Source organism: Tabrizicola flagellatus, assembly GCF_046295235.1.
Taxonomy (GTDB): domain Bacteria; phylum Pseudomonadota; class Alphaproteobacteria; order Rhodobacterales; family Rhodobacteraceae; genus Tabrizicola; species Tabrizicola flagellata_A.
The window spans coordinates 59,217-78,203 of the sequence record NZ_JBKBLV010000017.1; the positions used below are offsets into that span (position 1 = coordinate 59,217).

Sequence of the window (18,987 nt, forward strand, 5' to 3'; positions counted from 1 at the left end):
GTATTTGTGCCGCCCCGAGTGCTCGTTTAAGCCACTTTCCGCTCGAAGGCGACCGGGCTTTTCCAGCCCAGTGTTGAATGGCGTCGTCGCGGATTATAGAACCCGTTGATGTATTTGAAGATTGCCATCTCAGCTTGCCGCCGGGTTGCCCATGACCGCCGCCAAATGAGCTCGGCCTTGATGGTTTTGAAGAACGTCTCGATGGCCGCATTGTCATAACAATTACCTTTGCCGCTCATGGAGACTTTGAAGCCATGCTGGCGCAGGATCTTCTGGTAGTCATGCGAACAGTATTGGCTGCCGCGATCGCTGTGGAAGATGCAGCCTTTGGGTGGCACTCGGAAAGCGATGGCCATTTTCAGGGCCCGGATCGCCAGGTCACGCTTCATGCGATTGCTGACTGCCCAACCAATGACACGCCGGGAATGCAGATCGAGGATCACCGCCAGATACAGCCAACCCTCACGGGTCCAGATGTAGCTGATGTCGCCCGCCCATTTCTGGTTCGGCTGATCTGCTTTGAAGTCGCGATCCAGCAGGTTCGGGGCGATGTTGAACGTGTGATCGCTGTCTGTGGTCGCCTTGAACTTGCGCGTTCTTTCAACGGTAATCTCGTTTTCGCGCATCAGGCGACCGACGCGCCGGTGCCCGACATCGACACCGACCTCCTTCAGTTCTTCGGTCATTCGTGGGCGGCCGTAGCTGCCCAAGCTCAGATGCGACTGTTCCCTGATATGCGCCAGAATAACCATATCCGTGCGCTGTCTGCGGCTGGCCGGGCGGCTGCGGAAAGCCCGCAACCCGCGAGGGCTGACGTTCATGACCTGACATAGCCGGTCGATCGGGAAGGCACCACGCTGTTCTTCGACGAACCGAAACCTGATGGCTTTTGGCTCGCGAAGAACTGGGTGGCCTTTTTTAGGATATCCCTCTCCTCCTTGAGGATGCGGTTCTCGCGCCGAAGTCGTTCGTTCTCCCGCGCAAGCTCGCGATCCTCGGGCGATACCACATCCGTGTCGCGGTTAGCCGTCACCCATTTGTTCAGGGTCGAAAGGGCTTTGTTGCGCAAATCGCGTGATGGTCGGAGTTCCCCTTTCCCTTGACAGACCTATCCTGCGCGCTGCGTGAGGGGTGTTCCGAGGGCGGTGAAGCGGTTCAGGATCGCCGCCCTGATCTGAAGCTCGGCCACCTGGCGATCGAAGTCGCGGGACATGACGCGCTCGCCCAGGAGGTTCACGCAGTGCATTTTCGTCTCTGCGCGGCTTCGGCGGTGGCAGGGTTCTGGCTCGCTTCGGACGCTTCCGCCGGACTTCGGGATCGGCCGCCACGGAGCCGTCCTTCTGGCCGCCCTGCGCCCTCGTGTCCGTCTCCGTCACCGGATTAACTCGCGAACGGGACGACCCCAGGAGCGCCGCAACCCATTGGAAATGCGAGGACGTTTCACACCGTCCCGTGACCGTTGAGGGGCGCTCGAAGAGAGACGCGGGCCATTCGGAGACGCATTCTGCGTCAAGCGTCCAGTCTCCGAAGGGCGGATGGACCTGCCAACGTCCTTTGAAACAAAAAGAAAAAAGGCCCCAATCGGGGCCCCTGGACGGATTCGGTGTCTGAATGTGGCGGAGGGAACGGGACTGAAAGACAACCTTCTCCGCCTGAGCAGTCCATTCAGCACCAGGCACCTAAGCGATAAAACCGAAGCTCGGGGAAGGTCCGAAATGGGTGCAGGCTTGCAGGGTGCGAGCCGAAATGTTTGTGGTGGCGAGGCCGCCGAACGATCCGGCAAGCGCGCCCGAGGTCAGTGCGTTCTACGCTCCGCCGCTTTAAGATCAATAGGGATAATCTTCGATCAGACGGGATGGCGCTGCAGGCGATGTTTGTCCTTTCCGAGCCGCAGCGGCAAACTGCCCGATGACGTATCGAGGCGGAATTGCGTTCATGACCGGGGCGCCGCCGGCCCTGTTTGACCCCGGCGGCGCCCCGGCAGATCGCCTTAACCGGCCTTGACCTCGATGTGCTTCACCTTGGCCTGCGCCTCGGGCGTTTGCGGCAGGCGGACGGTCAGCACGCCGTTCCTGAAGCTTGCCTCGGCCTTGGAGCCGTCGGTGCCGGGAGGCAGCGGAATGGTGCGCCAGATCGCGCCGTAGCTGCGTTCGGACAGGTAGTAGCCCTTCTTCTCCTCCTGCCGCTCGATCTTCTTCTCGCCCTTCACGGTCAGCATGTCGTCGGTCACCGTGACCTCGACATCCTCCATCGCCATGCCGGGCAGTTCGATCGAGATTTCCACGGCATTGTCGGTCTGGACCACGTCCGACTTCGCCTCGCCATGGCCCCAGGGCCAGTCGATCTCGCCCAGACCCTTGCCGAAGCGGTTCCAGAACCCTTCGAAAACCTGGTTCATCTCGCGCTGCAGCGTGGCGATGGGGTTGTCCTGCGCGCTGTCTGGACGGGCGGACTCATCCTTACGCGCCCAGGGGATCAGATCCTTGATCTTCATGGTCGTTCTCCTTTTCGCGGTTCGGGTCAGGCGGCCTTGACCTTGATGCTGCGGGGCTGGGTCGATGCACTGCGCGGCAGACGCAGGATCAGCACGCCGTTCTTCATCTCGGCTTCGATCCGCTCGGCGTCGAAATCGTCCGACAGGGTGAAGGCGCGCTCATAATCGCCGGCCTCGTATTCGGCATGTGCGAGGCGCAGCTTGTCGGGCACGGTCACGCCCGAGCGCGCGCGGATGGTCAGGACGCGTTTTTCCAGTGCCACGTCCACATGCTCGGCCGCGACGCCGGGCAGTTCGATCATCAACGTCACGCCGTCCTTCGTCTCGACGATATCGGTCAGCGGGCGCCACACCGGACGATTGCGGGTGGCCGGGGCGCCGATTTCGGCCGGAGTCTGTTCGGGGGCCTTGGTCACTTCGGTGCTCATTTCTGGGTTCTCCTCTTTCAGGCGGCCTTGATCTCGATGCGGCGGGGCTTGTCCTCGTCGGGGCGGCCTACGGCAATGCGCAGCACGCCTTCGGCAAAGCGGGCCTCGACCTTTTCGGGATCGACGCGGAAGGGCAGACGGATCGCGCGGGTGAAGCGCCCGAAGGCACGTTCGCGCCGATGCCAGGTGGCGCCTTCGGGCAGGTCCGGCGCCTTGCGTTCGCCCGAGAGCGTCAGGACATTGTCCTTGACCTGGATGTCGATGTCGGCGGGCTCGACCCCGGGCAGCTCGGCGGTGATCGCCGCGGCCTCGTCATTTTGCCAGACATTGAGCGCGGGAAAGGCGCGGGTGCCGCCGAAGGCCATCCGGTCGAGGTCTTCCGACAGGCGTCGCATCAGCGCGAAGGGATCGGCGGGGTAGAGTGCAGAACTGTAGATCATGGACACCTCCTTCTGAATGGCCCTGCGGCGCACACGAAGGACGGGCCAGGGCGCCAAGGGCGGCACCCTTCTCTTGCATCAGACGTCACCCTGCGGGGACCGAACTGGCACCCCCGGTGGCTTGCCGTCTCGGCCAAACCCGTCGTCTTGCGTGAACCCCGTTCGGGCGTTCGACATTGATTAAGGAAGCTGCGACGGTGAATTCAAGAGGCGCAAAATCCGAAAATTCCAATGCCTTTTCATATGGTTGCAAGAGAAAGCGGCGGCCTGCGCCACCGCCGTTGATCCTTCAGGCGCCGGGTTTCGCATCCTCGGCCGCAGGCAGGCTTTCCGCCGGCGCCGTCGCCGTCACCGGTTCGATCCGCACCTGTTCGGCCCCGGCGTCCCAGCCGATCCGCACCCGGTCGCCCTGCGCCACCTCGCCGCCCAGCATGGCGCGGGCGAGCCGCGTCTCGACAAGGCTGCGGATCTGGCGCTTGAGCTCGCGCGCCCCGTATTCGGGGCGGAAGCCTTCGGCGGCCAGCGTGTCGATCAGGCTGTCGTCGAAGGCGATCTCCACGCCTTGCGTAGCCGCGGTCCGCCGCACCCGGTCGAGTTGCAGCAGCACGATCTGGCGGATTTCGTCCCGTGTCAGACTGTGGAAGACGATGATGTCGTCCAGCCGGTTCAGGAACTCGGGCCGGAAATGGCCGCGCAGCACCTCCATCAGCTCGGCCTTCAGCTTCTCGGGCTGCTCGGCCGCCGTGCCGCGCAAGAGAAGCCGCTTCTGGATCCGGTCGGCGCCAAGGTTCGAGGTGGCGATGATGATGGTGTTGGTGAAGTCCACCACCCGGCCCTTGCCGTCGGTCAGCCGGCCGTCGTCGAAGACCTGCAACAGCACGTTGTAGACATCGGGGTGCGCCTTCTCGATCTCGTCGAGCAGGATCACCGAATAGGGCTTGCGGCGCACCTTCTCGGTCAGCTGTCCGCCCTCGTCATAGCCCACATAGCCCGGCGGCGCGCCGATCAGGCGGGCGACGGTGTGCTTTTCCATGTATTCCGACATGTCGATGCGGATCATCGCATCCTCGTCGCCATAGACGACCTCGGCCAACGCCTTGGCGAGTTCGGTCTTGCCCACCCCGGTCGGCCCGAGGAAGAGGAAGGTGGCGACGGGCTTCGAGCCCTCGCGCAGCCCCGCCCGTGCCAGCCGCACCGCGTCCGAGACGGCCCGGATCGCCTCGTCCTGGCCGATGACCCGTTCGTGCAGCCGCTCCTCCATCTTCAGCAGTTTCGCGCGTTCCTCCTCGGTCAGCTCGTCCACCGGGATGCCGGTCAGCTTCGAGACGATCTGTGCCACATGGGTCGCCAGCACCTCGGCCGACCCGGTGGCGCGCGCCTTTTCCCAGGCCTCGGTCAGGTCCTTCAGCGTCGCTTCCTTCGCCTCGATCGTCTTTCCGATCTCGGCCGCCTTGTCATAGTTCTTGCGTGCGGCGGCATAGTCCTGCTCGCGCCGGAGCTGGTGCAGTTCGGCCTCGATCTCCTGCACTTCGACCGGCCGGGCGGTGGCCGAAAGCTTCACCCGTGCCGCCGCCTGGTCGATCAGGTCGATCGCCTTGTCGGGCAGGAAGCGGCCCTGGATGTAGCGGTCGGACAGTTCGGCCGCGGCGACGATGGCCTCGTCGGTGATCGTGACCTTGTGGTGCGCCTCGAAGGTGTCGCGCAGCCCGCGCAGGATCATCATCGCCTGGGCCACGGTCGGCTCGGGCACCATGACCGGCTGGAAGCGGCGTTCGAGGGCTGCGTCCTTCTCGATGTGCTTCTGGTATTCGTTCAGCGTGGTCGCGCCGATCAGGTTCAGCTCGCCCCGCGCCAGCATCGGCTTGAACACGTTGGCGATGTCGAGGCCCCCCTCGCCGCCGCCCTGGCCCGCACCGACGATGGTGTGCAGCTCGTCGATGAACAGGATCATCTCGCCCTGGTGGTCGGTGATCTCCTTGAGGATCTTCTGCACCCGCTCCTCGAACTCGCCGCGGTATTTCGACCCCGCGACCATCGAGTTGATGTTCAGCTCGACCAACCGCTTGCCGCGGATCGCCTCGGGCACCGAGCCCTCGACGATGCGCTGCGCCAGCCCCTCGACGATGGCCGTCTTGCCCACGCCAGGCTCGCCGATCAGGACGGGATTGTTCTTCTTGCGCCGGGCGAGGATCTCGATGGTTGTCTCGATCTCGGCGGCGCGGCCGATCACCGGGTCGAGCTTGCCGTCCTGCGCCATCTTCGTCAGGTCGCGGGAATACTTGTCCAGCTCGGGCGTGTTCGTGGGCGCATCGGCGCGGCCGTCCTCGGCACCCGACTTGCCCACCACGCGGGAAACCTGCTGGCGCAGTGCCTGCGGCGTCAGGCCGAGCTTGCGCAGCATGTTGGCAGCAAGCCCCTCGCCCTCTTCGGCCAGGCCGATCAGCAGGTGTTCGGGGCCGACGTAGGAATGACCAAGATCGGTCGAAGCGCCGAAGGCGCGGCTCAGCGCGTCCTTCACCCGCGGGCTGACGCCGATCTCGCCCTCGTGGGGTTTCTCGCCGCGCTTGGCCTCGGCCTCGATCTGCGCCTTGAGCTGATCGACCGAAATCTTGAACTGGTCGAGGACCGTCTTCACCACTTCCGAGCCGGTCAGCGCCAGCAGCAGATGCTCGGTGTCCACCTCGGCGCGGCCCATCTCGGCAGCGTTGCGCGCGGCCTCCTGCAACAGCTTCTCGGCCTGCTCGCTGATCTTGCTGGCGAAGCCGCCGCCCTGACGACGCGCGCTGCGAGCGCGGGGGGCTTCGTCGCCGAAGGTGGCGTCCACCACCGCGTCATCCTCTGCAACTCCGCGGCCCGATCCGATCTGCGGCAGATCGAAGCCCGCATCCCCCATCAGACTGCGGAGGGGACCGTCGCCGAAGAACTCCTCGAACAGGCTGCCGCGTCGGCCGAAGAGCGACTCGAGCGGCGAGGCCGTGCGCCCCTGCCGGCGCAGCACCTCGCGGTAATGCTCGTCGCAAAGCTCCATGTTCTGCGTGCGCCCGTTGACCGAGGCGCGGACCCGTACCGTGGCCGGCTTGCCGCAGATGTCGCATTTTCCTTGCATTGACTTTCTCCTGTGCCAGACGACACGTTGTGGGGTTCAAGAATTGGGCACGGATGAAGGCTCATCCGGGCTTGGCGGAGACGGGGCGTGCCGCGCTCGATCCTGTTGGCGGATGATCCAGAAGATGCCCCCCAACGTCAGGGTTGCAAAAGCAAGGGCTGCGATGGTGCCTGCGCCGGTCTTTTCGAGGTCGAGGATGATGAACTTGCGCAACAGCGCCAGCAGCGCCACCAGCACGACGGTGCGGACATGGAACACCGTGTCGTGGCTTTCGATCGAGACCACGATCGAGCGCTTGAACTCGAGCGCGATGATGACGGTGAAGATCGACCCGAACACCGCCTGGAACACCTGATGATCGGTCGGATCGAGCGAACCTTGCAGCACCAGTCCGACCACCACCCGCAGGAACAGGTTCCACATCGCGGCGAGGATCACGAGGATCAGAAGGAGCGAGAGCGCAATCGTCACGACCTGCTCGAACCGCTGATAGAGCGTCAGGACCGCCCAGCGGTCGCCGAAGTCCTTCCACTCGGAGCGGATCGACATGGCCTCTACTCCGCCGCGATCGGCATGGGTTTCAGCGGCGGGAAATCATCGGGCGTGATCGTCTCGCGTTCAAGCAGCAGCTTCGTGCCGGCTTCGAGGTCGGCCCGCCGCTCGGTCAGCACCTGTTTCGCCCGCGCATAGGCCGCGTCGATCAGCTCGCGCACCGCCAGGTCCACCTCGCGCGCAGTGGCCTCGGAATAGTCGCGCGGCGACAGGCCCGGCGCGCCGTCCTCGCCCAGAAAGCTCGCCCGCTGCGCTTCCAGCACAGCCTGCCCGAGCTTCGGATGCATGCCGAAGCGGGTGACGATCTGCCGGGCGATATCGGTCACGCGGGCAAGGTCGTCGGCGGCGCCGGTCGAGATCTCGCCCAGCACCAGATCCTCGGCCGCGCGTCCAGCCAGCAGCACCACCATGCGGTTCTCCAGATCGGCCCTCGTGATGAGGAAGCGGTCCTCGGTCGGCCGGGTCATGGTGTAGCCGAGCGCGCCGATGGTGCGCGGAATGATCGAGACCTTGTGCACCGGATCGGCCCCTGGCAGGCTGGCCGCGGCCAGCGCATGGCCCATCTCGTGCCAGGCGACCGCCTCGCGTTCCTTCGGGTTCAGAAGCCGCCCCTTGCGCTCGAGCCCCGCAACGATGCGCTCGATGGCGGCGGTCACATCCTGCATCGTCACGGCCTCGGCCCCCCGCCGGGTGGCCTGGATTGCCGCCTCATTGACCAGGTTCGCCAGTTCCGCACCGGAAAAGCCCGGTGTCAGCGCGGCGATCTGGTCCACGTCCAGACCCTCGTGCTTCACCTTCTTGAGATGCACGCGCAGGATCGCCGCACGGCCCCCCTTGTCGGGCCGGTCCACCACAACCTGCCGGTCGAAGCGGCCGGCGCGCAGAAGCGCGGGGTCGAGGATCTCGGGCCGGTTCGTGGCGGCCAGCAGCACGATCCCCTCGCGGGGGTCGAAGCCGTCGAGCTCGGTCAGAAGCTGGTTCAGCGTCTGCTCCTTCTCGTCATGCCCGCCGCCGAAGGCGCCCTCGCCGCGCTTCTTGCCCAGCGCGTCGAGCTCGTCGATGAAGATGATGCAGGGGGCGGCCTTGCGCGCCTGCTCGAACAGGTCGCGCACCCGCGCCGCACCCACGCCCACGAACATCTCGACGAATTCCGAGCCCGAGATCGAGAAGAACGGCACCCCTGCCTCGCCGGCGATGGCGCGGGCGACCAGCGTCTTGCCGGTGCCGGGGGGGCCCACCAGCAGGATGCCCTTGGGAATGCGCGCGCCAAGACGGCCGTATTTCTGCGGCTCCTTCAGGAAGCTGACGATCTCCTGCAGCTCGGCCTTGGCTTCGTCGATCCCGGCCACGTCGTCGAAGGTCACGCCCGTGTCCTTCTCGACATAGACCTTGGCCTTCGACTTGCCGACCGTCATCATGCCGCCGAAACCCTGCTTTTCGGCGAAGCGGCGGAAGAAGAACGACCACAGCGCGAACAGCAGGACGATCGGCACGACCCAGGACAGCAGCGTGGACAGGAAGGTGTTCGTCACCGTCCCGTCGTATTCGGCGCCCGACTGTTCCAGCCGCCGGGTCAGGTCCTCGGGCACAATGTTGGTGATGAAATGGGTCCGCCCGTCGATCGGGTCGCGGTAGCGGCCGACGATCCGCTCGGGCTGGACCTGCACCTCGGCGATGCGGTTTTCCTCGAGAAGCTGCAGAAAGCGCGAATAGGGGATGCGCTCGGTGACGGACGCCCCCTGCCACCAGGACTGGAACAGCATCAGCAGCAGGAAGGCCGCGATCCAGTACCAGATGTTGATCTGTTGTTCCTTGTTCACGCTACGGCCTCTTGCGTCGGACAGGGGCATGCATATCGCACAGCAATTACGGCTCTTTGCGATTTTAGACTATCGTTCGGAAACCACGATGCCGTCTTGCCGGAATCTTCCCAATGTTTATGAAGGTGTAAGCAAAAGATTCTTAAGGTCAATGACCGATGTCGATCGCGAACCGTCCCTCTGTCGCCCCGCGGATCCCCGGCACCGATCTGCGCTCGGGCGCGGTGCCGCTGGCGATCATCCGCCGGCCGGATCGTTCGGTCACGCAGTCCGCGCCGCGCCCGCGCGGCTGGGTGCTGGAGTTCGAGCCATCCCGCGCCCCGCAGATCGACCCTCTGATGGGCTGGACCACCAGCGCCGACCCCTATCGCACGATCCGCCTGTCCTTTCCCGATGCGGCCAGCGCGATCCGCTTCGCCGAGGCCAACGACTGGCGCTACATCGTGCTCGAGGACGGCGCCCGGGACACGGGCGCGCAGGATGCGGCTGGCAAAAGCCGCCACCGGCTGCACCGGGGGGCCGATGTCCCCGGGACTCGGCGTCTGCCCTATTCGGCGGCCCCCGCGGCGACCATACGAACGCCGCCACAGACCTCGCCGCTGCGGAACGCCCACGTCGCCGATGCTGAAGCGCTTGACCCGGTCGAGGAAGCCGCACGCGAGTCCTTCCCGGCTTCCGATCCCCCGGCCTGGACCGGCGTCACCATCGGCCCAGTCAGCCCGAGGACGGAATGAACCTCCCTCCGCTGCACCCGGTGGCGATCGATCCTCTGTCCCAGCCGTCAGCAGAAAGCGCCCCGAGCCGCCGCGACGCGGCTCCGTTGAAGATCGGGGGCGCTGATGCTGCCCTATAGCGACGGCGTGGCCAGGCGCTATCCGCCGGTGGTGGTCTGGCTGCTGATCGCCATCTGCGCGCTGGTCTTTCTGTATCAGACCGCGCTGCCGCCGCACGCGCGGGAGCGGTTCCTGTTCCACACAGCGCTGGTGCCGGCGCGGTTCCTCGGCGATCTTCGTCTGCTCGCGCCGGGCGATCCCGTGGTGTTTCTGACCAACATGTTTCTGCACGGCGGCTGGCTGCATCTGATCCTGAACATGTGGACGCTGTGGGTCTTCGGCCCTGCGGTCGAGGATCGGCTTGGACCGGGCCGGTTCCTGTCCTTCTACCTCGTCTGCGGCCTTGCCGCGGGCCTCGCCCATGCCTTTGCCAACCCGTCCTCCGTCGTTCCCGCCCTCGGCGCCTCCGGCGCGATCGCGGGCGTGATCGGCTGCTATGCGCGGATGTTCCCGGCCGCGCGGCTGGTGGTGATGATCCCGATCGTCATCGTGCCGTTCTTCTTCGAATTGCCAGCCATTGCCTTTGCGCTGATCTGGTTCGCGATGCAGGCAATCCCCGGCCTGTTGTCGCTGGGCCAGCAGGCGGATGCCGGCGGCATCGCCTGGTGGGCGCATATCGGAGGGTTCGCCGCGGGCTGGCTGCTCGCGCCGTTGGTGCGCCGCCCCCGGCGCAGCTATCGCGCCTATTACGGCGACGAGGGACGGTATGGGTTCCTGCCGGACGGCCGGCGCAACGGAGGACGCGGACCATGGGGCTAATGGACCTTCTCTGGCTTTTCTTCATCGTCTCGGCGCTGCAGCCGGCGCTGCAGCGCCGCTATCTGGATGCGATGCGGGTGCGCAAGATCGCCCAGATCGAGAGGGCCCGCGCCAGCCGCGTCATCCTGCTGGTCCACCGGCAGGAGACGATGAGCCTGCTGGGCTTCCCCCTCGTGCGCTACATCGACGTGAACGACAGCGAAGAGGTGCTGCGCGCCATCCAGCTGACCGACGACGAGGTGCCGCTGGACATCGTGCTGCACACGCCGGGCGGGCTGGTGCTGGCGGCGACGCAGATCGCCCGGGCGATCCAGGGGCACAGGGGCAAGGTGACGGTGTTCGTGCCCCATCATGCGATGTCCGGCGGCACGCTGATCGCCCTTGCCGCCGACGAGATCGTCATGTGCCGCCACTCGGTGCTGGGCCCCATCGACCCGCAGCTGAACGGCATGCCGGCGGCCTCGGTGATCCGCGTGGCCGAGGACAAGCCCATCGCCGAGGTCGAGGACCAGACGCTGATCCTTGCAGATGTCGGCCGCAAGGCGATCGCTCAGGTGACCGAGACAGCGCGCGGACTGCTCGCCGCGAGAATGGGCGCCGAGGCCGCCGAGACGCTAGCCACGCGGCTGGCCACCGGAATCTGGACCCATGACTACCCGATCAGCGCCGCCGAGGCGAAGGAGATGGGCCTTCCCGTCAGTCTTGAGATGCCTGCCGAAGTGATCGAACTGATGACGCTCTACCCGCAGCCGGTGCGGCGGCAGGCAGGCGGCGTCGAGTATCTGCCCGAGCGCCGCCAGCGCGCGCTGCGCCAGTAAGCCGGACGGATCGCCGCATCGACGCGGGCGACCGAAACGAGATGGAAGGAATAGCGCTCATGCCCACCGTTGCCTGCCCCGAGTGTTCGGCCGTCAATCGCGTCCCCGACGCCCGCCTGGCAGAAGGGCCGAAATGCGGACGCTGCGGCGCGGCGTTGTTCCAGGGCCGGCCGGTCGATCTGACCTCGGCAAGTTTCGCCAAGCATCTGAACGCCGAAATCCCGCTCCTGGTGGATTTCTGGGCCGCGTGGTGCGGCCCGTGCAAGATGATGGCGCCGCAGTTCGAGACAGCGGCGCGCATGCTCGAGCCGCATGTCCGGCTGGGCAAGCTCGACACCGAGGCCGAGCCAGAGATCGCCGCGCGCCACAATATCCGCGGCATCCCGACGATGATCCTGTTCTGCTCGGGTCGCGAGATCGCCCGACAGAGTGGCGCGATGTCCGCCGCCGACATCGCCAACTGGACGCGCGGCCAGCTTGGTTGATCCGACACCTGTTCACGGGCGGCTGCCCCGACCATCCGCACAACTGCCTTAGAGGATAGAGAAAACGCACATGCGAATTGTCCCACGGCTGACAAAAGGCGCCGACCATGAAGGTCCGGCGCTTGCGCAACTGATCGAGCTGTCCGCGGAGGACCTGTTGGCGCCGCTGCTGCGCAGGCACGGGGCCGAGGATCGAGTGCTGCACGCAGTGCTGACCGAACTGCAAGGCCCCCCCCCCGCGTTCGAGGCTCGATCTGCAGATGACCCTGCCGCGCGACCGGATCGTGACCGCGTCGGGCGAAGGCACCGATCCCGAGGTCGCTGTTGCGCAGGCCGTGCATCGCCTGTTCCGCGAGGCGAAGGGGCATTTCGACCGGCTCAACGACCGCAAGCGTCAGCGCCGGCAGGCGCGGCAGACAGCCCGTGCCGCGATCGCCTCGCGCCTTGCCGCGTTGCCCGCTGCCACCGCTCCCGCGTCGCAGGCCGGCATCGCGCCCCTGCTCGACCGGCTGCGCACGGTGGCCCGGCGCGAGCTGGCCTACCTGCGCGCCAATGGCGATCTGGCGGCCGACTGGCCGACGCTGGACGATCTGGTCGATGAAGCTGCCGTCGCCACCCGCGAGGCCTGGGATCCGACCCGGCCGGACGAAAAGGTCTGGCTGTCGCTCCTGCGCAACCTCTTCAAGGTGCTCAATCGCGAGGTGGCTGCCAACCGGGTCTTCGGGCAGGCGGTGTCGCTGGATGCCCCGCCGCCCGAGGATGCCGAGGATCAGGCCGAGGCCATGGTCGAGGAGGAGTTCCTGGAATTCCATCAGCCCGACGAAAGCCTGACGCTGGCGGATGTGCTGCCGGACGACACCGCGTCGGTCGCCGACGCGCCCGCAGAGGACGAAACAGCCGCTGCGCAGGCCTTCCTCGCCGATGTCGTGAAGGATCTTCCGCTGGCTTGGCGGCGGGCCTGGTTGCTGCGGGATCTCGAGGGCCTCTCGGCCTCGGCCATCGCAGAAGTGCTGGAGACGACCGAGGCCCGAGCCGAGACCTCGATCGCCGAAGCCGAGGCCTTCCTGTCGGCCCGCCTGGACGATGCCGGCATCGTCCAGCAGGCAGGGCTGCGGCTGACGCTGCGCCGCACCCCGGGCTGACCTAGTGGGCCCGACCGGCCTTCAAACTGTCGAGATTGCCTCGCTCGTCGGCGGGGCGGTCACGTTCCTGCTGGCGGTCGGGGCGGTGGGGCACGCGCTGGTCACCAAGCGCGATCCGCGTTCGGCGACGATCTGGCTGCTGGCGATCCTGCTCCTGCCCCTGGTCGGTGTGGTCCTCTACGTCCTCTTCGGCATCAACCGCTATCGCCGTCGTGCGATCCGGATACGCGAGGATCATCCGCGGCTTGTGCCTGCGCCGCCGCCCGACACGGCGACGGCCCCCGCCGCCTTTGCCGGGCTCGACAGGTTGGCCGAGCAGACGACGGGCCTGCCGCTCGTGCCCGGCAACCTTGTGACGCCGCTGGTGGACGGGGCCGAGGCCTATCCGGCCATGCTTGCGGCGATCCGGCAGGCAAGGGCCAGCGTGGCGCTGCTGTCCTTCCTCTTCGACGGCACGGGCATCGGAGAAGAGTTCGTCGCTGCACTTGCGGCGGCGCAGCGTAGGGGGGTGGCGGTGCGCGTGCTCATCGACGATGTGCATGTGCGGCTGTCGCGGCGGTCCGCCTTCCGGCCGCTCCGGCGCGCGGGCGTGCCGTTCGCGGCCTTCAACGCCACGCTGGTGCCGGCCCGGCTGCATGCCGCGAACCTGCGCAACCACCGCAAGATCCTGGTGCTGGACGGGGCGACGGGCTTCACCGGGGGCACCAACATCTTCGCCCCCTACTGGCGCCCCGAGGCGCCCGGGCGCGCCTTCCGCGACCTGCATTGCCGGATCGAGGGGCTGGCAGTCCTCCATCTGCGCGACTGCTTTGCGCAGGACTGGGCCGACACCACGGGCGAGGTCCTCGGCAGGGGCTTCTGGCGCGGGGCACCCGCGCCGGTGCCGGGCGGGGCCCCGGCCCGTGGCATCGCGGCGGGGCCGGACGAGGCGCTGGACCGCATGCGCTGGCTGTTCCTCGGCGCCATCGCCACGGCGCGCCGCAGCATCCGCATCCGCACGCCCTATTTCGTGCCCGATCAGGCGACGATCGCGGCACTGTCCGCCGCCGCCCTGCGCGGCGTGGCCGTCGAAATAATGGTTCCGGCCGAAAACGACCATGCCTTCGTGCACTGGGCCGCACAGGCGCATTTCTGGCAGGTGCTGGAACATGGCGCGCGCGTCCACTCCCGCCGCGGCCCCTTCGACCACAGCAAGCTGATGCTGGTGGACGATGCCTGGGTCTGCCTCGGCTCGGCCAACTGGGACGCGCGCAGCTTGCGGCTGAACTTCGAATTCAACGTCGAAGTTTACGACCCGGCCCTCAGCGCGCGGCTCGCCGCCGATTTCGACCGCATCCGCGCCCAGGAGTGCGACCCGGTGACAGCCGAAACCCTTGCCGCACGATCCCTGCCCGTGAAACTGCGCGACGGCTTCGCCCGGCTTTTCGCGCCGATCCTCTAGAAATCCAGACCCGTCGCGCCCACTTCCGCGTGGCCCCCTGAAAAAACGGAGAATTCGCCACGATGTCGCTGCCCGAACTCGGCACCTTCTACGAAATCGCCCTGCTGATCGGGCTGGCCACTCTGCTCGGCATTGTCGGCACGCTCCTGCGCCAGCCGATGATCGTGGCCTTCATCGCCGCGGGCCTTCTGGCCGGGCCGGATGTGCTGAATATCGTCCGGTCGACCGAGGCCGTGGCCCTTCTGAGCCAGATCTCGATCGCAGTACTTCTGTTCCTCGTGGGGCTGAAGCTCGACATGACCCTAGTGAGAAATCTCGGCCGGGTCGCTGTCGCCACGGGCCTCGGGCAGGTCGGCTTCACTTCGGCGATCGGTTTCGTCCTCTGCCTCGTCATGGGCTTCGACTGGGTGACGTCGATCTACGTTGCCGTGGCGCTGACGTTTTCCTCGACCATCATCATCGTCAAACTGCTCTCCGACAAGCGCGAGGTCGACTCGCTGCACGGCAAGATCGCGCTGGGCTTCCTGATCGTACAGGATCTGTTCGTGGTCTTCGCCATGGTCGTGGTCTCGACGCTCGGGATCGGCGGCCCCGAGGCGCATGGTGGGGGCGGCCTTGTCACGCTGGTCATCGGCACCTTGGCCCTTGCAGCATTGGCCGGGGTCTTCATCCGCCATCTGGCCGAGCCGCTGATCCGCCTGCTCAGCCGCTCGGGCGAACTTCTGGTGATCTTCGCGGTTGCCTGGGCGGCGGGGCTTGCGGCCGTCGCCGATCTGGTGGGGCTTGGCAAGGAACTGGGCGGGCTGCTCGCCGGGGTGACGCTGGCCTCGACCCCGGTGCGCGACCTTCTGGGCGCGCGGCTCGCGGCGCTGCGCGACTTCCTGCTATTGTTTTTCTTCCTGTCGCTCGGCGCGGGCATGGATCTGGGCACGCTTGGTGCGCAGGTCGGCCCGGCCGTCGCGCTGTCGCTTTTCGTGCTGATCGGCAACCCGCTGATCGTGCTCGCGATCATGGGTTACATGGGCTATCGCAAGCGCACAGGGTTCCTCGCCGGGCTGACGGTGGCCCAGATCTCCGAATTCAGCCTGATCTTCATGGCCATGGGCATCGGGCTCGGCCATGTCGAAGCCGAGGCGATGGGTCTCGTTACCCTGGTCGGGCTCGTGACAATCACGATCTCCGTATACATGATTACCTGGTCGCAGCAGCTTTACGAACTCTGCGCGCCGCTTCTGGGCATCTTCGAGCGGCATACTCCTTTCCGCGAACTTGCCGAAGACACGCCGGGCGCTGAGGACCGGCCGCATGACGTGCTCGTGCTGGGGCTCGGCCGCTTCGGGGCCCGGATCGCCGGAGGGCTGAGGGCCGCGGGTCTGCGCCCGCTCGGGATCGATTTCAACCCGGAGTCCGTGCGCATGGCGCGAGAGGAGGGTTTCGACGCGATCTTGGGCGATGCACAGGACCCCGAGTTTCTCGCGCATCTGCCGCTTGGCAGCTTCAGCGCAGTCGTCTCGGCCACACCGCGGATCACCGGTGCATTGACCGAGGCGGACGGTCACGCCGCGGCCACGTTGGCCCTGCGCGAGGCGGGGTTCCGGGGCCTGATCGCCGTCACGGTGGACGATCCCGCGCGATCCGTCCGCTATCGGACGATCGGCGCGGATCTGGTGCTGAGCCCGTTCGACGATGCCGCCGAGGTATCGGTGACGCGCCTGCTCCACAGGCTGCGCGGGCGGGAGGACGCACCCACGAGCGGAGGAATAACGTGAACGAGGTCACGGCGCTCTCCGCGAGGCCGCGCTGTGATCCCGTATAGCCGCCTTCTGGGCAACGGTTGTTCGCGCCCGAAGAATGCGGATACGGACCGTCAATCCGAAAGGAGTTTCGGCATGAAGATGCTGAACGATCTTCCCCCAAACAGCCGAGCTGCTGTGGTGGAGCGACTGAAAGCCCGTCTCGCGGGCGCGCTTGATCTGACGCCCTGCGTCAAGCAGGCCCACTAGACCATTTGGGGCGCGGGCTTCGTCGCCCTGCAGGAAATGCTCTACGGGTTGCGCGCATCGCTTTACGGCGAATTCGATACCATTTCCGAGCGTATCGCCTGGTTCGTCTTTCCCGCACAGGGAACTATGAAGGCGATCCAGAGGACTGCATCGTTCGATCCTTATCCGCTCGAAGAGGTTGATATCGGCAAGCATCTGGCCGCAGTCGCCCGGTGTTGCGCAGCCCGCGGAGGCGCAGTCTGCCGCGACATGGCGACCCGCGACCAGATGGACTATCCGGCCAGTGCCGATATCATGGAGGGAGCCGTACGCGTACTCGACAAGGGATTACGGTCCCTTGAATCACTCCTTCCTCTCGCTTGACGAGCCATCCCGGCCACCCGCACACACTCCTCGTCGGGAAGGTTCCTCAATAATCCGTCTCCACATATACCCCGGCGCAATCGTAGGCGACGGCGGCGGCGGTCGCACCGGTGTTGAGAAAGAGGCGCGGCGACAGGAATTGCGTCGCCGCGGGCAGGTCGGCGGTGATCTCCTGCTCGAAGACCGCGCCGGAGACCTCGTCGACCACGCGCACCCAGACTGAGCTTCCGTTCGGCGGCGCGGCAATGAACAGGGTCAGCACGCCGCCCGTCGCGATGGGGAAGGACGCGCCCATGTCGGTCAGGCTGGGCGCCCCGGTGCCGTCGTTCGCGACCATCTGCCAGCGGGTGTGCGTCCCGCGCTGGAAGCCGATGCCGATGCAGTTGATAGCCGTGGCGAGCGTCAGGGTGGTGGCCAGCGCGGCGGTGGAGCCGTAGAGGCCGAAGAACCCCATCCCGGTCGACTGCAGCGTCGTCAGCGAAATCCGCGTAACGAAGGTCCATCCGCCGAGGCCCGTCGCATTCCCGCGCCAGCAGGCCCAGCCTGCGGATCGCTGGTCGGCGACCGAATCCACAACGGCAGCAGAGGTCAGGCGCCAGCGCCGCATGCTGGCGGCCAGGTTCGTCGCTGCGAGGGTGGGGTGCGACACGGTGCCAACCGAGGTGATCGGCAGACCCTCGGTGGTGATCGTGGTGCTGACCGAAGGCGACCAGGTCGCGATCCGGTTCACCCCGAAATGCGGCTGGAGCGGAAAGTCCCGGCCAGAGGGGCGCATGACGTCGATCCACGGCGCCCCGGCGCGGTTGCGCGCATAGAGGGCGGCCTTGCCTGCGGGCGGTGGCGACGGCGCAGCGGTCAGCCCCGGCAGGACCGTCGGCTGCGGCAGTTCCACGCGACCGTTGGTGCGATCGACCTTGAATGCGTCGAAGAAGGCCGAGCCATCCGGGCTGACCTTGAAGCTGAAGTCGTCATTGCCGAGGAGGCCGATCAGCGCCCGGGCGGAGAAGCCGGTCTTAAAGGCGAAGGCTGCGTCGTTCGCCGGGGTCGCCTTGTTGACGGTCGCCTCGATCCCTGCGCCCGCATTGTTCAGCAGCGCGGCCGGTGTGTTGATAGAGAGGCGATTGTAGCTGTCGGCGGTCGCCCCGCCGAGGCCCAAGAGTTGCGCGGTCAGGTTCGCCTGGGGCATGGCGACCTGCGTGACGGCATTGGCGAAGGTGACTGTGGGCGTATTGATGACGGTCGTGCCGCCCGCCCCGGCGGTCGCCGAGCCGATGTTCACGACCGTCGTGGACCCAGATGTGCCGCCGGTGCCGAGGTTCACGGTCTTGGTCACGCCCGTCGCCGTGGCCCCTGTCCCCATTCCATAGGTCGCGGTCCCGGTTGCCGTCCCAATGGTCGCTGTGGCCCCGGACGTCGTCACCGTTCCCCAGGCGGTTAGCGTGCCGGCGAAGGTCTTGTTGCCGGTGAAGGTCTGGGTGCCCGCGAGGATCGCCAGTTCCGACGAGGTGTTCGGCAGCATGTAGGTCCGGGTCTGGCCGGTCGAAATCGAGGCCAGAGAGAAGACTGCCTTCTTCGTTGGATCGGCGTCGTTGACAAGGCTGAAGAGGCTGTCGGGCACGTCGCGGGGCTCGCCAACGCTGGCCCAGCTCGAGCCAGACCAGACCAGAAACAGCCCCTCGGCTGCGACCCACACCAGCCAGCCGGTGCGCGGCACCAGTCCTTGTTCCGGGTCGGATGGTTCGAGCCGTCGTAGTCGACCAGATAGGGCGGGTCCGTCGCGAACAGGATCGCCCGCTCGCCATTCATCAGGCGGCGCACGTCGGTCGCGCTGGTGCTGTCACCGCACAGCAGCCGGTGATCGCCGAGGATCCACAGATCGCCGGTCCGTGACGCCGGGTTGCGCGGCGGTTCGGGGATGGTCACCGGCGGCACCGAGCCCCCGGCGCCACCGTCTTCCCCGTCCCCCTCCGGCACGAAGGCCAGCAGCTTGTCCAGCTCGCCATCCGAGAACCCGACCAGCGACAGGTCGAAATCCTCGGCCAGCAGATCGTTCAGTTCCGCCGACAGCAGCGCCTCGTCCCATGGACTCTCAGCCAGCCGGTTATCCGCGATCCGGTAAGCCCGCCGCTGCGCCTCGGTCAGATGCCCAAGCACGATCACCGGCGCTTCCGTCAGCCCCAGTTGCGTGGCGGCCAGCACGCGTCCGTGGCCCGCGATCAACTCGCCATCCTCGCCGACGAGGCAGGGCACGGTCCAGCCGAACTCGGCCATGCTGGCGGCGATCTTGGCGACCTGGTCCGCGC

At 66.6% G+C, this 18,987-nt stretch carries 15 protein-coding genes and 3 pseudogenes; 8 read left to right on the forward strand and 10 right to left on the reverse strand.

Annotated features, from left to right (window positions below; all coding sequences use genetic code 11):
• Window positions 1-26: 26 nt before the first annotated feature.
• The 8 genes and pseudogenes from ACK4IU_RS09495 to ftsH all read right to left on the reverse strand — a co-directional run.
• Window positions 27-1,054 (reverse strand): annotated as a pseudogene (locus ACK4IU_RS09495) (IS3 family transposase); the annotation flags it as partial.
• 54 nt (window positions 1,055-1,108) lie between these two features.
• Window positions 1,109-1,273 (reverse strand): annotated as a pseudogene (locus ACK4IU_RS09500) (IS5/IS1182 family transposase); the annotation flags it as partial.
• Window positions 1,274-1,990: 717 nt separating this feature from the next.
• Window positions 1,991-2,494: an Hsp20/alpha crystallin family protein gene (locus ACK4IU_RS09505; RefSeq protein WP_409734233.1), complete on the reverse strand. Its 504-nt coding sequence runs from the start codon at window positions 2,492-2,494 to the stop codon at window positions 1,991-1,993.
• 26 nt (window positions 2,495-2,520) lie between these two features.
• A complete protein-coding gene (locus tag ACK4IU_RS09510) occupies window positions 2,521-2,922 on the reverse strand; it encodes an Hsp20/alpha crystallin family protein (protein ID WP_409734236.1) in 402 nt (133 codons plus the stop codon).
• Between the two features lie 17 nt (window positions 2,923-2,939).
• On the reverse strand, window positions 2,940-3,362 hold the full coding sequence (locus ACK4IU_RS09515; RefSeq protein WP_409734239.1) for an Hsp20/alpha crystallin family protein: 423 nt from the start codon (window positions 3,360-3,362) through the stop codon (window positions 2,940-2,942).
• Window positions 3,363-3,651: 289 nt separating this feature from the next.
• On the reverse strand, window positions 3,652-6,468 hold the full coding sequence (locus ACK4IU_RS09520; protein ID WP_409734242.1) for an AAA family ATPase: 2,817 nt from the start codon (window positions 6,466-6,468) through the stop codon (window positions 3,652-3,654).
• Window positions 6,469-6,504: 36 nt separating this feature from the next.
• Complete coding sequence (locus ACK4IU_RS09525; protein WP_409734245.1) at window positions 6,505-7,017, reverse strand: phosphate-starvation-inducible PsiE family protein; 513 nt, start codon at window positions 7,015-7,017, stop codon at window positions 6,505-6,507.
• Window positions 7,018-7,022: 5 nt separating this feature from the next.
• Window positions 7,023-8,840 carry an ATP-dependent zinc metalloprotease FtsH gene (gene ftsH / locus ACK4IU_RS09530; RefSeq protein ID WP_409734248.1) on the reverse strand — a complete coding sequence of 606 codons (1,818 nt, stop codon included), beginning with the start codon at window positions 8,838-8,840 and terminating at the stop codon, window positions 7,023-7,025.
• 158 nt (window positions 8,841-8,998) lie between these two features.
• Between ftsH and ACK4IU_RS09535 the strand changes: the two genes are divergently transcribed.
• The 8 genes from ACK4IU_RS09535 (at window position 8,999) to ACK4IU_RS09570 (ending at window position 16,684) form a co-directional block, all read left to right on the forward strand.
• Window positions 8,999-9,574, forward strand: a complete 576-nt coding sequence (locus tag ACK4IU_RS09535) for an NADH dehydrogenase ubiquinone Fe-S protein 4 (RefSeq protein ID WP_409734251.1) — start codon at window positions 8,999-9,001, stop codon at window positions 9,572-9,574.
• A gap of 105 nt (window positions 9,575-9,679) precedes the next feature.
• The gene (locus ACK4IU_RS09540) at window positions 9,680-10,432 is read left to right on the forward strand and encodes a rhomboid family intramembrane serine protease (RefSeq protein ID WP_409734254.1); all 753 of its coding nucleotides are present in this window, start codon (window positions 9,680-9,682) and stop codon (window positions 10,430-10,432) included.
• Window positions 10,423-11,250: an SDH family Clp fold serine proteinase gene (locus ACK4IU_RS09545; RefSeq protein ID WP_409734257.1), complete on the forward strand. Its 828-nt coding sequence runs from the start codon at window positions 10,423-10,425 to the stop codon at window positions 11,248-11,250. Before ACK4IU_RS09540 ends, ACK4IU_RS09545 begins: the two co-directional genes overlap by 10 nt.
• 59 nt (window positions 11,251-11,309) lie before the next feature.
• A complete protein-coding gene (gene trxC / locus ACK4IU_RS09550; RefSeq protein ID WP_409734260.1) occupies window positions 11,310-11,735 on the forward strand; it encodes a thioredoxin TrxC in 426 nt (141 codons plus the stop codon).
• Between the two features lie 260 nt (window positions 11,736-11,995).
• On the forward strand, window positions 11,996-12,877 hold the full coding sequence (locus ACK4IU_RS09555) for an RNA polymerase sigma factor (RefSeq protein WP_409734263.1): 882 nt from the start codon (window positions 11,996-11,998) through the stop codon (window positions 12,875-12,877).
• Window positions 12,878-12,881: 4 nt separating this feature from the next.
• The gene (locus tag ACK4IU_RS09560) at window positions 12,882-14,318 is read left to right on the forward strand and encodes a phospholipase D-like domain-containing protein (protein ID WP_409734266.1); all 1,437 of its coding nucleotides are present in this window, start codon (window positions 12,882-12,884) and stop codon (window positions 14,316-14,318) included.
• A 62-nt stretch (window positions 14,319-14,380) separates the two neighbouring features.
• Window positions 14,381-16,087 carry a cation:proton antiporter gene (locus tag ACK4IU_RS09565; RefSeq protein ID WP_409734268.1) on the forward strand — a complete coding sequence of 569 codons (1,707 nt, stop codon included), beginning with the start codon at window positions 14,381-14,383 and terminating at the stop codon, window positions 16,085-16,087.
• Window positions 16,088-16,357: 270 nt separating this feature from the next.
• Window positions 16,358-16,684 (forward strand): hypothetical protein, encoded by a 327-nt coding sequence (locus tag ACK4IU_RS09570; protein ID WP_409734271.1) that lies wholly within the window; start codon window positions 16,358-16,360, stop codon window positions 16,682-16,684.
• Between the two features lie 46 nt (window positions 16,685-16,730).
• On the opposite strand, the gene ACK4IU_RS09575 is transcribed toward ACK4IU_RS09570, so the two are convergent.
• A complete protein-coding gene (locus tag ACK4IU_RS09575) occupies window positions 16,731-18,203 on the reverse strand; it encodes a DUF2793 domain-containing protein (RefSeq protein WP_409734274.1) in 1,473 nt (490 codons plus the stop codon).
• Between the two features lie 194 nt (window positions 18,204-18,397).
• Window positions 18,398-18,987 (reverse strand): annotated as a pseudogene (locus ACK4IU_RS09580) (ParB N-terminal domain-containing protein); the annotation flags it as partial.

Coding starts and splice junctions, on each gene's coding strand:
- trxC (WP_409734260.1), top strand. CDS start 11,310: ATGCCCACCGTTGCCTGCCCCGAGTGTTCGGCCGTCAATCGCGTCCCC.
- ACK4IU_RS09565 (WP_409734268.1), top strand. CDS start 14,381: ATGTCGCTGCCCGAACTCGGCACCTTCTACGAAATCGCCCTGCTGATC.
- ACK4IU_RS09575 (WP_409734274.1), bottom strand. CDS start 18,203: ATGCTGCCGAACACCTCGTCGGAACTGGCGATCCTCGCGGGCACCCAG.
- ACK4IU_RS09515 (WP_409734239.1), bottom strand. CDS start 3,362: ATGATCTACAGTTCTGCACTCTACCCCGCCGATCCCTTCGCGCTGATG.
- ACK4IU_RS09535 (WP_409734251.1), top strand. CDS start 8,999: ATGTCGATCGCGAACCGTCCCTCTGTCGCCCCGCGGATCCCCGGCACC.
- ACK4IU_RS09520 (WP_409734242.1), bottom strand. CDS start 6,468: ATGCAAGGAAAATGCGACATCTGCGGCAAGCCGGCCACGGTACGGGTC.
- ACK4IU_RS09505 (WP_409734233.1), bottom strand. CDS start 2,494: ATGAAGATCAAGGATCTGATCCCCTGGGCGCGTAAGGATGAGTCCGCC.
- ACK4IU_RS09555 (WP_409734263.1), top strand. CDS start 11,996: ATGACCCTGCCGCGCGACCGGATCGTGACCGCGTCGGGCGAAGGCACC.
- ACK4IU_RS09510 (WP_409734236.1), bottom strand. CDS start 2,922: ATGAGCACCGAAGTGACCAAGGCCCCCGAACAGACTCCGGCCGAAATC.
- ACK4IU_RS09540 (WP_409734254.1), top strand. CDS start 9,680: ATGCTGCCCTATAGCGACGGCGTGGCCAGGCGCTATCCGCCGGTGGTG.
- ACK4IU_RS09545 (WP_409734257.1), top strand. CDS start 10,423: ATGGGGCTAATGGACCTTCTCTGGCTTTTCTTCATCGTCTCGGCGCTG.
- ACK4IU_RS09570 (WP_409734271.1), top strand. CDS start 16,358: ATGCTCTACGGGTTGCGCGCATCGCTTTACGGCGAATTCGATACCATT.
- ACK4IU_RS09525 (WP_409734245.1), bottom strand. CDS start 7,017: ATGTCGATCCGCTCCGAGTGGAAGGACTTCGGCGACCGCTGGGCGGTC.